Raw genomic sequence first — 15,483 nt, forward strand, 5'->3', positions numbered from 1 at the left:
CCCCGAAAAGAGGGGGATAGCCGAATCAAACCGGGCGCTACAGAATCCGCCGTGCAGGGCTTTTTTTGTCTGGTCCCTACTGTACTTTTGCTGACAGCACATATTCAGTTAACAAACGCCTGCATGGAGTCCATGACTAAACCATCGAAGACCGAAGCCCTCGACCGAAAAAATGCCGAAGCCCTGCTGGGTGGTGGCCAGAAACGAATCGACGCCCAACATACCAAAGGCAAGCTGACGGCCCGCGAGCGCATCGCCCTGCTGGTCGATGAGGGGTCTTTCGAAGAGATCGGTAAGTTTGTCATGCACCGAACCAAAGATTTTGGCCTCGATAAAGAATACTACCTTGGCGACGGCGTCGTAACGGGCTACGGCACCATCGACGGGCGGTTGGTCTACGTGTTTGCGCAGGATTTTACGGTATTTGGCGGAGCGTTGTCGGAAACCCATGCCGAAAAGATCTGCAAGCTGATGGACCTAGCCATGCAAAATGGTGCGCCGCTCATTGGCCTCAACGATTCGGGCGGGGCCCGTATTCAGGAGGGTGTGCTGTCGCTGGCGGGCTATGCCGATATTTTTTACCGGAACACGCTGGCGTCGGGCGTAATCCCGCAACTGTCGGCCATCATGGGCCCCTGCGCCGGTGGGGCGGTCTATAGCCCGGCCATCACCGATTTTATTTTCATGGTCGAAAACACGAGCTACATGTTCGTGACCGGCCCCAACGTTGTAAAGACCGTTACACACGAGGAAGTGACCGCCGAAGAACTGGGCGGAGCTAGCACACACAGCACCAAATCGGGCGTAACACACTTCGCCTGTGCCAACGAACTGGCCTGCATCCAGCATATCAAGCAGTTGTTAAGCTACATCCCGCAAAACTGTGAGGATCAGCCGCCCATGCTGCCGTATGAATCGACCGGCGACGAAAGCCGCCCGGCACTGGATAGTATCATTCCCGAAAACCCCAATCAGCCCTACGACATGCGCGAGGTGATCGAGGCTATTGTTGATACTGGTTCGTTTCTGGAAGTCCACAAAAACTTTGCGGAGAACATCGTGGTCGGGTTTGCGCGTATCGGCGGGCGGAGTATCGGCGTAGTGGGCAACCAGCCCGCCGTGCTGGCCGGGGTGCTCGACATTAACGCCAGCACCAAAGCGGCCCGGTTTGTGCGCTTCTGCGACAGTTTCAACGTACCCCTGCTGGTGCTGGAAGACGTACCTGGCTTCTTGCCCGGCACCGATCAGGAGTGGAACGGCATCATCACTAACGGGGCCAAGCTGCTCTACGCCTTCTGCGAAGCAACCGTGCCGCGCGTAACGGTGATTACGCGCAAGGCCTACGGCGGGGCCTACGATGTGATGAACTCGAAACACATCGGTGCCGATATGAACTACGCCTGGCCAACGGCCGAGATTGCGGTGATGGGTGCCAGCGGGGCCGCTGAGATTATCTTCAAACGCGAAATTGCCACCGCCGATGACCCGCAGGCCAAGTTGCAGGAGAAGGTGCAGGAGTATACCGAAAAGTTTGCCAACCCGTACCGCGCCGCTCACCGGGGCTATATCGACGAGGTGATCTACCCGACCGAAACCCGGCAGAAGCTGATGCGGGCGTTTCAGATGCTCGAAAACAAAGTGGCGACGCTCCCCCGCAAAAAACACGGCAACATTCCGCTGTAAAGGCTATGCAACAGGCTGTTGCGGGCTGCCGAGCTCGCCAGCAACGGCAGCCAGCCTGCTGAGCCGATCGGGTATGAAACACCTGCTGACTTGTTGGTTGCTGGTCGGTCCGGCGCTACTGCTGGCTCAGTCGACGACCCAGTTGAAGACCCCGCTTGTTACGGCAGTGGCCATACGGTTCAACGCGGGTATTGGCATCGGCAACAAACCAAATGTGCTGTTTGGAGCCCCTTTCGCGTTGTCGGGTGAACTATCCGTTCTGTTTCAGGATCAATGGCGCATTGCTGTTGAGGGTGGCGCACTTGACTTTCGGGATGCTAAATATCCCACTCAGCCCATCGGTTGGAGTCTCCTGGGTGGGTACTCAAGGTATAGTCATCAGTATGTTGGTTTGCTGGTTGGACGGTCAATTCTCAACACGGTACATTCGCAAAAACTGACGCTGTCGAGTGGTGCCGACTATTTGCTGGTAGTTGACCCTAATGTCAAAAGCTCTTCCGGCTTTTTTAGCGGGACTCACTATGATTACCGCTACGAGCGGTATCTGAACGTACCGATTCAGCTTGACTATTCGATTGCACCGTTCGCGCGGAAACGTACCCGGGTTGCAGTTGTCGGGCGATGGAATTATAATGCGTACCACTCGTTCCCGATGGTGAGTATAGGCGTTGACCTGCCAATGTATCCGCTACCCGGCCAGTGAACGTACCTGATAGAACTAGACGGAGAGAGCGAGCCGCTTCGTCAGTTGCCGGTTAGTCGCGTCGTTCCGGTAAAAACAGGCGCGCTGATACCCTTTTCGCCTTTTTCATATCTATTTGCATCGCTGAAACGTTGATAACAAAACGACTACTTTCTGCTCTATGAGATCAATATACATGGGTTGGCTGCTGGCGTTGCTGGTAGGCGTAGGTATCCTTTGCCCCACCACCTTGCAGGCTACGCACGTGCGGGCGGGCGAGATCACAACCCGGCGGTTGCCCAGTTCGGGCTCGGGTTCGGCCCTGACCTACGAGATTACCCTGACGGCTTACTATGACGTGCAGAACGGACAAACCGCTGCCGCCGCCGCCGATCAGGTGCTGTTCTGTTTGGGCGATGGCACCCAGCAGAACGTACCCCGGTTACGGCCAATTCGCTTTCTGAACAACGCCACCACGATCAATATCTACCGGTTTGTGTACACCTACGCCGGGGGAGGCGTCTATACCATCTCGGCACGGGTTATCAACCGTAACGACAACACCCGCAACATCAACAACGGCAACTCGCTTAACGTCAACTTCTTCGTGTCGACAACGATTTTTGCCAATGCATCGCTGGGGTTGAATTCGAACCCCGTGCTGCTCAACGCACCTGTCGATTCGGCCAAAATCGGCCAGCGCTACTGCCACAACCCCGCCGCCTTCGACCCCGATGGCGACAGCCTTTCCTATCGTATCGCCACGCCTCAACGGGCGCAGGGGGAAGATGATGTGAGCCCCGCTGCCTGCCGCTCCTTGCCTGTGCCTGCCTACCAGTTGCCTAATGTGATTGGGGCACCGGGTCGGACCGAGGCGGGGGGCTCGCCAGCCACCTTCACCGTCGACCCCCGCACCGGCGACGTCTGCTGGGACGCCCCCGTCGAGGCCGGCCAGTACAACTACGCCTTCGTCATCCAGGAGTGGCGACAGGGCGTCTTGATCGGGGAGATCACCCGCGACGTGCAGGTCATCGTCCTCGACGGACCCAACAAACGACCCCTCATCGACCCCATCGCCGACATCTGCGCCGAGGCGGGCAGCCTCATCACCCAGGCCATCCGCGCTACCGATCCCGATGGCAACCGCATCCTGTTGCAGGGCTACGGCGGGCCCTTCAACCGCACCCCCGAGGGCACCCAGTATGCCCCCGCCCTGCTGCCCCCCGCCTACGCCACCCTCACCCCGGCGGCCTCCCAGCCTTCGCCCGCTACAGGCACCTTCTCCTGGCAGACCAACTGCAGCCAGCTGCGGCAGGACCCCTACCAGATCACCATCAAGGCCACCGACCAGCCCCCCCGGGGCACGGCCTTCTCGCTCAACTCCTACGAGACCTTCGGGGTGCGGCTCATCGCCCCCCGCCCCCAGAACCTGACGGCCCGCCCCCTGGCCGGGGTGGGCACCAGCGGGCGGGCCATCCAGCTCAACTGGAGCGGCTACAGCTGCCTGCCCCCCACACCCCCCGCCGATCAGCAGCCCTCGCAGATGATCGTGTATCGTCAGGAAGGCTGCGACACGCGCAACCCGCCCTCTTGCACCACGGGCATCCTCTCGGGCTACACCCGCATCGGCAGCGTGCCCTTGACGGCGACTACCTTCACCGACACCACCAACCTTAGGCGGGGTGTGAGCTACACCTACCGCATCGTGGCCCAATTCGCCCTGCCCACCGGGGGGGAGAGCGTCGTCTCGGCAGGCGTGTGCCTAAGCCTGCCGCTGCTGGCCCCGGTCCTCACCCAGGTCACCGTCGATAGCACCGGACCGGCCACCGGCGCGGGCCGCGGGGTGATCACCGTGCGCTGGAGCCGGCCCATCGGGCTCAACCCCGCCGACGGGGGCGGTCCCTTCCAGTACCGGCTGCTGCGGGCCGAGGGGGCCACCAGCACGGCCTTCACCCAGCTGACGGCGGTCAACACGGGGCTGCTGCCCTCGGTGGTGGACACCGTTTATGTGGACCGGGGGGTGAACACCGCCGGGGCCGTCTACCGCTACCGGCTGGAGTTCTACACCACCGTCAACGGCCAGTTGCTGCGCCAGGAGACCACCGAGATCGCCAACAGCGTGCGGCTGAGCGCCACGGGCGGCATCCGCCTCATCGAGCTGAGCTGGGCGGCCGCTGTGCCCTGGAGCAACGACAATCAGACGCACCTGGTGTATCGGAGTCGCACGGGCCCGGCGGGCCCCTTCAACCTGATCGCCCAGGTGGCCGTGCAGGGCCCGGCCACCTACCGCTACGTGGACAGCGGGGCCGACCTGGTGGCCTCCGACGGCAACACCAGTGGGGCCCTCTCGCTGGACAGCAGCTATTGCTACCGGGTGCAGACGGTGGGCCAGTATGCCGACCCCACCATCCGGGCTCGCACGGGGCGGTTGCTCAACTACAGTCAGATCCAGTGCGCCTCGCCGGGCGACACCACCCGGCCCTGTGCCCCGGCCCTGACGGTGGATCAGCTCAACTGCGCCAGTCTGGCCCCCGACGCCTTCTGCAACCAGACGAGCTTTGCCAACACCTTAAGCTGGAGCTACCCCACCCAGGTGGGGGGGCAGGCCTGCGACGCGCGCATCGCCTCCTACAACCTGTACTATGCCCGCTATGAGGGTGACAGCCTGCGGCTGCTGGCCAACATCCCGGCCCCGACCACCACGTTTGTGCATCAGAATCTGACCACGGTGGCGGGCTGTTATGAGGTGCGGGCGGTGAACAACCGGGGTCTGGAGAGCGGGCCCAGCAACCGGGTGTGCAAGGACATCTGCCCGTTGTTTGCCTTGCCGAACCTGTTCACCCCCAACGGGGACGGCAAGAACGATGTGTTTACGCCGTTGCGGTGTCCTCGGTTTGTGGAGCGAGTGGAGGTGGTGATCTACAACCGCTGGGGCGTGAAGGTCTACGAATCGGCCGGGCCGGTGCTGGGCTGGAACGGGCAGACCACGAGTGGTAAAGACCTGCCCGGTGGGTTGTACTACTACGAGGTGCGGGTGGTGTATGCGGGCTTGCAGCGAAACGCCGCCCCGCAGTTGCAGAAGGGTTATGTGCAACTCATCCGCGACGCCATTGGTATGCGATAAGGCGTTTTTTCAAGTTAATCGACAGAAGCGCGGTCAGCCAACCAGTACGGGTGGTGACCGCGCTTCTTTTTAATTGGTAGGTAGGCTGTTAAAATTCGGCCGTTTGTCTCTTTGTGTAGAAACAGACTGTTCAAACTACTAGATGGCTTTGCTGCACACCAGACAATCAATTCGGCGCACGGCGGTGGCAACCGTAACGGCCGGGGTTCTTTTCGCCGGCGCGTATCAGAATCGGGATATAAGCCGGGCATCGGTTTCCTTTCTGGACCGCTTCTTCTCGACCCTGTCCGACGACGATAAACACGATCCGAAAAACGCCGTCGCCAGCCTCAGTGTAGCCGCTGGCCTGCAGGCGTCGCTGGTTGCCGCCGAACCCATGCTCAAAAACCCAACCAACATCGACGTGGATGCGCGGGGGCGGGTATGGGTGTGTGAAGCCTACAACTACCGCCCTGCCATCAATGGTAATCCGACCCATCAGGAAGGCGACCGCATCGTGATTCTGGAAGATCAGAACGGTGATGGCACCGCCGACGTGAGCAAGGTCTTTTACCAGGGTAAAGAACTTCAGTCGCCGCTGGGCATCTGGGTGCAGGGCAACAAAGTGATTGTGTCCAACAGCCCTAACGTCTGGGTCTTTACCGACGATAACGGCGACGATAAAGCCGACCGAAAAGAACTGCTCTTCACGGGTATCGACGGTGATCAGCACGATCACGGCATGCACGCGTTTGTCTTCGGACCCGACGGAAAATGGTATTTCAATTTCGGCAACGAAGGCAAGCAACTGAAAGACAAAACGGGCAAACCAGTCATCGACGTAACGACCGGCCGCCCCATCGATGCCCAGAACTATCGGCAGGGGATGGTGTTGCGCTGCAACCCCGATGGCTCGGGCGTAGAAGTGCTGGGCCAGAATTTTCGGAACAACTTCGAAGTGGCGGTCGACTCCTACGGCACGCTCTGGCAGAGTGACAACGACGACGACGGCAACAAGAGCGTTCGGATCAACTACATGATGGAGTATGGCAACTACGGCTATACCGACGAACTCACCGGCGCCGGCTGGCGCGCCAACCGGACCAACATGGAGGCCGAGATTCCGTTCCGTCACTGGCACCTCAACGACCCCGGCGTTGTGCCCAATCTGTTGCAGACGGGCGCCGGGTCACCCACGGGCATCGTCGTTTACGAAGGCTCGCTGTTACCCGTCCAGTTCCAGAATCAGGTCATTCACTGCGATGCGGGGCCAAACGTGGTGCGGTCGTATCCGGTCACGCCCAATGGTGCGGGTTACAAAGCTACCATCGCTAACCTCGTTGAAGGCGTGCGCGACCAGTGGTTCCGCCCGTCGGACGTGTGCGTGGCGCCCGATGGCTCGTTGCTGATTGCCGACTGGTATGACCCCGGCGTGGGCGGGCACCAGGCGGGCGATCAGGATCGGGGTCGCATCTTCCGCATTGCCCCACCCAACACGCCCTGGAACGTACCCAGCACCGACGTGTCGACCGTCGATGGGGCGATCAACGCGCTTCAGAGCCCCAATATGTCGGCGCGCTATCTGGGCTGGACCGCCCTGCATACCCTCGGCCTCAAGGCTGAGCAGCCACTGGCCAAACTGTACGCCACTGCCAGCAACCCGCGCATGAAAGCCCGGGCGCTCTGGCTGCTGAGCCAATTACCGGGCAAAGGCACGCAGTATATCGAAAAAGCCCTGACCGACGCCGACCCAAATATCCGTATTACGGCGCTACGGGCTGCCCGGGAACAAAAAGGGGACGTACCCAGGTACGTTAAACAACTCGTAAAGGACGCCGACGCGCAGGTACGTCGGGAATGCGCCATTGCGCTACACCGCAGCCAATCGCCCGAAGCCCCGGCGCTGTGGGCCCAACTGGCCGCGCAGCACGACGGCAAGGATCGCTGGTACCTGGAAGCGCTCGGGATTGGAGCTGATAACCAGTGGGATAGTTACTACGCCGCTTACCTCAATCAGGTAAATGATCCGCTGGCCAATGCCGGTGGCCGCGATATTGTCTGGCGGGCGCGCACCAAAGCGTCGGTGCCCCTGCTGGCCCGGCTGGCGGGCGAAACCACCGTGCCGCTCAACGACCGGCTGCGCTACTTCCGGGCGTTTGATTTCAACCCCGGCAAAACGGAGAAATCAGCGGCGCTGCTGGCGCTGCTTCAGGCCCAGAAAAGCGAAGAAATTACCCGGCTGGCCCTGCGCCACCTCGACCCGGCTTTCGTTACGGGTAATGCCGCGGCCAAGCAGGCCCTTCAGGCGCTGCTCGACCAGACGTATGGCACACCCGAGTACATCGAACTGGTGCAGCGGTACGAACCCGCTACCGAGAATAAACGCCTGTGGCAGCTTGCCCTGCAAAAACCGGCCGATAACGTGGGGAACGACGCGACCCGGCAGTTGCTCAAGCAGAAAGGCAGCGCGCTGGTCTGGCAGAGTATCAACGGCACGGATGCAGAGGCCACCAACAACATGCTGACCGCCCTACGCCGTGTGGGGACCAAAGAGTCGTTGTCGATGCTGAAAACCGTAGCCACCGATGCCAAACGCCCGATGGCGATCCGGCGGCAGGCGGCGCGGATGATCGGCGGTAGCTGGGATGGTGAAGAACTGGTAATTGACCTTCTCAAGACTGGTCAATTGAAAGGCGAGCTGAAGGGAGCGGCCTATCAGGGCGTAGCAACGGCCTGGCGCAAAAGCGTACGCACCGAAGCCGCCAAATACCTGGATGGGGCACAAACGGCGTCGACCAAAAAACTGCCCGGCGTAACTGAATTGCTGGCGATGAACGGCGACGCCACGCGTGGCCTGACGGTCTACAAAACCAATTGCTCGGTTTGTCATCAGATCAACGGTGACGGGCAGGATTTTGGTCCAAAGCTCTCTGAAATCGGTAGTAAGTTGGGTAAAGACGGGCAGTATCTGGCCATCCTGTACCCCGACGCGGGCATCAGCTTCGGCTATGAAGGTTACGAGGTAAAATTCAAAGACGGCAGTACGCAGATGGGCATTGTATCGAGCAAAACCGAGACCGATTTGCAGATGAAATTTCCCGGTGGCATGGTGCAAAACTTCAAAATGGCCGATGTCGTCAAGATGAAGCAAATCGATTCGTCGATGATGCCGTCGGGCCTGCAAGAGGCGATGGCCACCCAGGAACTGGTCGATCTGGTCGAATACCTGAGCACCTTGAAGCGGAAGCAGTAATTGGTCATAAGCGTTTCCGAGAAAATGACACTAGTCTATAAGCCGGAAAATGACATCTGCTTCAAGCCGGGTGAAGCACTCGGTAGAAACGAAGCAGAAGACCAGCGCATCGGTAGTATGCTTCAAAAAGGCCTGCTGACGCATGAGCAACTAGCTGAGATTGCCGAAGTACCAGTTGATCGCGTCAAGGCCATGGCGCACCAATTGGCTAACCAGTAATAAATAGTCTTAAATCCTGAATTTCTCCAATGACCCAACGTCGCGATTTTCTGAAGCTGGCTCTCGGTGCCACAGGCGCTGTTCTGGCTGGACGTACCTACCCCGCCACAGCAGGCCCCGTCTCACAGGCCGCTTCTGCCGCCAAAAACAAGTTTAAGCTGGATTATGCCCCTCACTTTGGCATGTTTGAGAACAGCGCGGGCAAAGACCCTATTGATCAGCTTAAATTCATGGCCGATCAGGGATTCACCGCCCTCGAAGACAACGGCATGATGGGGCGCGAGCCCGCCATGCAGGAAAAGATAGGCAAAGAGTTGGACCGGCTCGGCATGAAGATGGGCGTGTTTGTCGTCGATAAAGGCGGCAACGGACAAAACTCGCTGGCGGCCGGTAAGAAGGAATACATCGATATCTTCCTGAATGGCTGCCGCCGTGCTGTTGATACGGCCAAGCGGTGCAATGCCAAGTTCATGACCGTTGTACCGGGCGATTTCGAACGAAATCTGCCCATCGGGATTCAGACGGGGCACGTGATCGATGCGCTGCGGCGGGGTGCCGACATCCTGGCGCCGGCGGGTCTGACGATGGTGCTGGAACCCCTCAGTGACACACCCAACCTGTTTCTGCGCACCTCCGACCAGACCTATGAGATTTGCCGGGCCGTAAACAGCCCCGCCTGCAAGGTGCTGTTCGACATCTATCACATGCAGAAGAATGAAGGGCACATCATCCCGCACATCGATTGGGCCTGGGACGAGATCGGCTACTTCCAGATGGGTGACAACCCCGGCCGGAAAGAACCAACTACCGGCGAGATCAATTACAAGAATATTTTCAAGCACATCTACGACAAAGCCAAAGTGACCAACCGCACGTTCATTTTTGGGATGGAGCACGGCAACTCCCGCCCCGGTAAGGAAGGCGAAGAGGCCTTAATCAGGGCGTACGTAGAGTCGGATAATTTTCAGATTTAGTAAAAAAGGGAGTAAACAGCGCGGCACGGAATGCATCCAGAATTTACGTTTTCTGGATGCATTCCGTGCCGCGCTGTTTACTCCCTTTTTCTTACAGTACGACGACTGAATTCTCGTCGGCCGAAATGCCGCTGGCTACGTATTTATCGGCAGCCCAGTCGTTCTCCCAAGTTTGGCCATCGATAACGAAACGGTATTGATATTCAGTGCCGATGGGAAGTTCTACCGTTGTTTTGAACGAACCGTCTTTTTGCTTTTTCAGCGGTTGTGCGGTCACGTCCCAATCGTTGAACTCGCCAACGAGCGAAACCACCTTCGCGCCGTTAACCGCTTCGGCGGGAAGTTCAAACGTTACTTTGGCAACAGGCTTACTTTTCAAAAATTGTTTGGCAGTGGCCATGACGTAAATGTTTTGATGTGGTGCAAAATTATATCGGTACATTTTTAAAATGCTAATTATTAGTCTTTTACAAGATTATATTCTTTATATAGTTCAATTTGTTATCGTACAGTTTCAATCTGCGCATCATTTTTTTAGCGTTATTATAGGCAGGGAGACAGGCAAAAGCATTTTTCCGTCTGGCTCAATTTGTAATCGGCTTGCTTGCTTTGCTTACCATAAGAGTACCGACTGATTTGATTTGTAAACACGACAAGCCAGCTCGTTTTCTGAAGGCACGCCTGCGGAGAGCGGTAATCGGGGCATTGCGGCAATGGCGCAAAATTTGGTCGGTAAGCCGGCTAATTGCTTATAGAAAATAACGAAGCCTGATGCTTGGTTAAAAACTTCATTTTAACAAGATATCGCTTGCGATTTCGCTGGGAAATGATCAATTATTTTTGTATTTTTACAAGCTGAATACGGGGAACTCACGTGCTGCTTTATCGCCTTTCCGGCGGTTGTCCCGCGCCCCGATTTTTGCCTAACTACATACACAAATACCGCATGACAAACGAAGTTGTTGACGCAGACATTCAGGAAGTAGCCGACCCCTCGCGGGCCAACTACGGGGCCGATAATATTCAGGTACTTGAAGGTCTTGAAGCCGTTCGGAAACGTCCGGCCATGTACATCGGCGACGTAGGGGTTAAAGGCCTGCACCACCTGATCTGGGAAGTAGTCGATAATTCGATCGACGAAGCGATGGCCGGTTATTGCGACACCATTCAGGTCACGATTAACGAAGATAATTCCATTACCGTCAGAGACAACGGCCGGGGTATTCCGGTCGGCATGAACCGGCAAACGGGCCGTAACTCACTCGAAGTGGTGATGACGGTGCTGCACGCCGGGGGCAAGTTTGACAAAGACACATATAAAGTATCGGGTGGTCTGCACGGCGTGGGTGTTTCCTGCGTGAATGCCCTCTCGACCCGCCTGCGCGTGGAAGTGCACCGCGACGGCAAAGCCTACGAACAGGAGTACCACATCGGCCATCCGCAGTACGACGTGCGGGAGATCGGTACGGCCGACGACACCGGCACGACGGTTCACTTCAAGCCCGACGAAACCATCTTTACCGAGTCGACGGTATACCGCTTCGACACGGTAGCGGGTCGCCTGCGCGAACTGGCGTATCTGAACAAAGGCATCCGCATTGTCCTCACCGACATGCGCGAACTCGACGAGCAGGGGAACCCCATCAATCAGCAGGAATTCCATTCGGAAGGCGGGCTGATCGAGTTTGTAAAATACCTCGACGAAACCCGCGCGGCCCTCGATGGCATGGAACCCATCTACATGGAAAGCGACAAGGGCAGCACGCCCGTACAGGTGTCGATGGTGTACAACATGGAGGCTGGCGAGAACGTACAGTCGTATGTAAACAACATCAATACCCACGAGGGCGGCACGCACGTGCAGGGCTTCCGCTCGGCCATCACGCGGGTGTTTGGTAAATACCTGGAGCGTAACCCCGGTCTGGTGCCCAAGAACGCCACGAAGGTGAAGTTCGAAGGCGGTGATTTCCGCAAGGGCCTCACAGCCGTGGTATCGGTGAAAGTGCAGGAGCCGCAGTTTGAAGGGCAGACCAAAGGCAAACTGGGTAACCAGGATGTGGTGAGCGCCGTGAGCCAGGTAGTGGGCGAAATGCTCGAACAGTGGCTCGAAGAGAACCCCAAGAAAGCACAGGCCATTGTGCGGAAAGTGCTGATCTCGGCGCAGGCCCGGATTGCCGCCGATCTGGCCTACTCGCGCATCATGACTGAGCGCAAGGATTTCATGGGTGGCGCCGGCCTGCCGGGTAAACTCGCCGACTGCTCGGATACCGATCCCGAAAAATGCGAACTCTATCTGGTGGAAGGTGACTCGGCCGGTGGTTCGGCCAAGCAGGGCCGTAACCGGGCGTTCCAGGCGATTCTGCCGCTGCGTGGTAAGATCCTGAACGTGGAGAAAGCCATGGAGCACAAGATCTACGAGAACGAAGAGATCAAAAATATCTGGACGGCCCTGGGGGTACGTCTGGAAAAGCAGGGCGACGAAACGGTGATGAACCTCGACAAGCTCCGCTACCACAAGATCATCATCATGACCGATGCCGACGTCGACGGTAGCCACATCCGGACACTGCTGCTGACGTTGTTCTTCCGTAACATGCGCCTGCTGATCGAAAGTGGGTACGTATACATTGCCCAACCGCCGCTTTATCTGGTGAAGAAAGGCAAGGATCAGCGCTATTGCTGGACCGAAGCGCAGCGCGAAACGGCCGTGCGCGAACTGGCCGGTAGCGGCCGTGAAGAAGCGGTGCACATCCAGCGGTACAAGGGGCTTGGCGAGATGAACGCCGAGCAACTCTGGGAAACGACGATGGACCCCACGAGTCGAAGTCTGAAGCTGGTGACCATCGAGTCGGCCGCTGATGCTGACCACGTCTTTTCGATGCTCATGGGCGACGAAGTCGCCCCCCGACGCGATTTCATCGAGCGAAACGCCAAGTACGCCAAGATTGATATTTAGTAAAAAAAACCGGGTCAGTTAGCCCGGTTTTTTGTTAATAAACACAACGCGGATTGAGCAGATCAGATGGATTGGCGCGGCTTAGTGGTGCCCATACTAATGGACCCGAAAGGCTCAGGAGCTTTCACGGACAGGCGCATTACAATAATTTAATACGCGAAAATCTGCTTGAATCCGATCAATCCGCGTTGCCTTACAAACCACCCACTTTTCTGAACTCATGCGATATCCGAATCAATCCCGGGGCCGCAACCTAATCGGTAACCTTGTCTCCCGCCTGACTCAGCGTGCCGAGACGACCGCAGGTCGCGCCGACACGAGTACTGACCGCACCCCCGACAAGGTGACTGACCGGGCGAGTAGTGTCATTGACCAAAGTGACTACCTCAGCCGTGACCTGAGCTGGATCAAATTCAACGAGCGGGTGCTTGATCAGGCCCGGCACCCGAACCGCACCCTGATGGAGCGGTTCAAGTTTCTAGCCATTACCGACTCCAACAACGACGAATTCTTCAGTATTCGGGTTGGGAGTCTGTATAACTACATCGACTACCATAAAGAGCGCGTCGATTATTCGGGGCTGCGCGAGGGACCGTTTCGGAAAATGCTGTTCCGGGCGTTGCAACAGTTCAACACCGATCAGCAGGCGGTCTTCATGAATGACCTCATGCCGCTGTTTGCCGAGAATGGGCTGGCCCTGATCAAGTACAGCGACCTGAGTGAGGCTGAACGGCAACAGGCGTCGTCGTATTTCGACCGAACGATCTACCCGACGCTCACGCCCATGCTCTACGACTACACGCACACCTTCCCGGTGCTGCTGGCCAAGGTGCTCATCTTCGGCGTAGTGACGTACACACCCTCGGGTGATTTTCACGATCCTACGCCCGACGATGACAGCGATAACCAACGGCTGTCATTTGTGCAGATACCGGCCAACCTGCCCCGCTTCATGGTGTTTGAGCGCGACGAGCAGATCGCGTTTCTGCCCATCGAAGAGATTGTTCGGCAGCACATCAGCAAGCTCTACCGCAACGTCGAAATCTGGTCGGTAAACCTGTTCCGCATTTCGCGTAACGGTGATTTCACCCTGGAAGAAAACGACGACGTCGAAGCCGATTTTCTGGATGAAATCAAGCAAAAGATCAAAAACCGTCGGCTGGGTCGCGTGGTGCGGGTCGAAGTCGAGGCGGGCGCTACGCAGTCGTCGGCCTCGGAATGGATGATCAACCTGTTGAAAAAGCGCTGGGAGATCGACGATTACAACATCTTCCCGGTCGACACGCTCATCGATTTCACGAGTTTGTGGCAGATTATCCGCCACCCGGAGTTCAAAAATGATATGCCCGCGCCGCATCCGTCGGTGCCACCCGTCGGGCTGGAACGCGAACGAATCGGGGACATTTTCGAGGCGGTGCGGGAGCGTGATATCCTGATGCACCACCCGTACAACAACTTCGAGCCGGTGCTGCAACTGCTGGAACAGGCCGCCGAAGATCCACAGGTGCTGGCGATCAAGCTGACGGTGTACCGGCTGGCTAAGCGGTCGCGCATTACGGAAGCCTTGCTGAAAGCCGCCGAAAACGGAAAGCACGTGTCGGTGTTGTTTGAAGTGAAAGCGCGTTTCGATGAGGAAAACAACATCCGCGAAGCGCAACGGCTGCAAAAGGCGGGCTGCTTCGTGATTTATGGCATCAGCCGGTTCAAAACGCACACCAAACTGCTACTGGTGGTCCGTAACGAAGGCAGTAAAGTGGTGCGTTACGCCCACCTGTCGAGCGGTAACTACAACGAAGACACCGCCCGGATGTATACTGACATTGGGCTGATTACGACGAGTGAAACGTACACCAACGACATCTCGGAGTTTTTCAACGTCATCACGGGGCATTCATTGCCGAGTCGGTATGATTACCTGATCACCGCCCCGCGTGACATGCGCAACCAGTTGATTGACCTGATCCGCACGGAGGCCGACCTCGCCCGGCGTGGGTTGCCCAGCGGCATCTGCATCAAGATCAACTCGCTGGAAGATAAAACGGTCATTGATGAGCTGTATGCGGCTTCGCAGGCAGGTGTACCCATCCGGCTGATCGTGCGCGGAATCTGCTGCCTGCGTCCGGGGCGCAAAGGGCTGAGCGAAAACATCACCCTCCGGTCGATCGTGGGCGATTACCTGGAGCATACGCGGCTCTTTTACTTCCACAACGCGGGTGAGCCGAAGATCTACGGCGGCAGCGCCGACGTGATGGTGCGGAGCTTCGACCGCCGGATCGAATCGCTGTTTTACCTCGCCGATGTGCGGGTGCGGCAACAGGCCATCCTGATTCTGGAATACAACCTGCACGATACGGTGAACGCCTACGAGCTTCAGGAAGATGGCACCTACAAAAAGTGTGAACCGGCCGAAGGCGAAGCCCCTTTCAACATGCAGGAGGCCTTTTTCAACGTAACAGAGGCCGATGTGATGCAGGCCCAACTGTTCGATGAAATCATTGAGCCGCCCGTCGACGTACCTGCCAATCTGGTTGAAGGCAGCGAACGCACCATTGCCACGATTTAAGGGATATCGGTATTGGTTGTCATTAATGGTCACTGGTTGTCATTCGTAGT

9 protein-coding genes are annotated in these 15,483 nt (G+C 57.7%); 8 read left to right on the forward strand and 1 reads right to left on the reverse strand.

The features are described 5' to 3' along the window. Positions 1–123 precede the first annotated feature (123 nt). The 6 genes from FAES_RS12880 (at position 124) to FAES_RS12905 (ending at position 9,914) form a co-directional block, all read left to right on the forward strand. Entirely contained in the window at positions 124–1,683 is a 1,560-nt protein-coding gene (locus tag FAES_RS12880) for an acyl-CoA carboxylase subunit beta (protein WP_015331654.1), read from the forward strand. A 73-nt stretch (positions 1,684–1,756) separates the two neighbouring features. Then, entirely contained in the window at positions 1,757–2,386 is a 630-nt protein-coding gene (locus FAES_RS12885) for a hypothetical protein (protein WP_015331655.1), read from the forward strand. A gap of 160 nt (positions 2,387–2,546) precedes the next feature. After that, positions 2,547–5,489, forward strand: coding sequence for a T9SS C-terminal target domain-containing protein (locus tag FAES_RS12890; RefSeq protein WP_015331656.1), 2,943 nt, complete (start codon positions 2,547–2,549; stop codon positions 5,487–5,489). A gap of 142 nt (positions 5,490–5,631) precedes the next feature. Continuing rightward, positions 5,632–8,721, forward strand: coding sequence for a PVC-type heme-binding CxxCH protein (locus FAES_RS12895; protein ID WP_015331657.1), 3,090 nt, complete (start codon positions 5,632–5,634; stop codon positions 8,719–8,721). Between the two features lie 24 nt (positions 8,722–8,745). Then, positions 8,746–8,940 carry a hypothetical protein gene (locus FAES_RS12900; protein WP_148289356.1) on the forward strand — a complete coding sequence of 65 codons (195 nt, stop codon included), beginning with the start codon at positions 8,746–8,748 and terminating at the stop codon, positions 8,938–8,940. Between the two features lie 29 nt (positions 8,941–8,969). After that, entirely contained in the window at positions 8,970–9,914 is a 945-nt protein-coding gene (locus tag FAES_RS12905; protein WP_015331659.1) for a hydroxypyruvate isomerase family protein, read from the forward strand. Between the two features lie 91 nt (positions 9,915–10,005). On the opposite strand, the gene FAES_RS12910 is transcribed toward FAES_RS12905, so the two are convergent. Then, positions 10,006–10,314 (reverse strand): isoamylase early set domain-containing protein, encoded by a 309-nt coding sequence (locus FAES_RS12910; RefSeq protein WP_041257840.1) that lies wholly within the window; start codon positions 10,312–10,314, stop codon positions 10,006–10,008. Between the two features lie 546 nt (positions 10,315–10,860). Here FAES_RS12910 and gyrB point away from each other — a divergent pair. Further along, on the forward strand, positions 10,861–12,870 hold the full coding sequence (gyrB, locus tag FAES_RS12915; protein ID WP_015331661.1) for a DNA topoisomerase (ATP-hydrolyzing) subunit B: 2,010 nt from the start codon (positions 10,861–10,863) through the stop codon (positions 12,868–12,870). A 220-nt stretch (positions 12,871–13,090) separates the two neighbouring features. Beyond that, a complete protein-coding gene (ppk1, locus tag FAES_RS12920) occupies positions 13,091–15,433 on the forward strand; it encodes a polyphosphate kinase 1 (RefSeq protein ID WP_015331662.1) in 2,343 nt (780 codons plus the stop codon). Positions 15,434–15,483: the final 50 nt, after the last annotated feature.

The sequence above is a fragment of the Fibrella aestuarina BUZ 2 genome, from assembly GCF_000331105.1.
GTDB lineage: Bacteria > Bacteroidota > Bacteroidia > Cytophagales > Spirosomataceae > Fibrella > Fibrella aestuarina.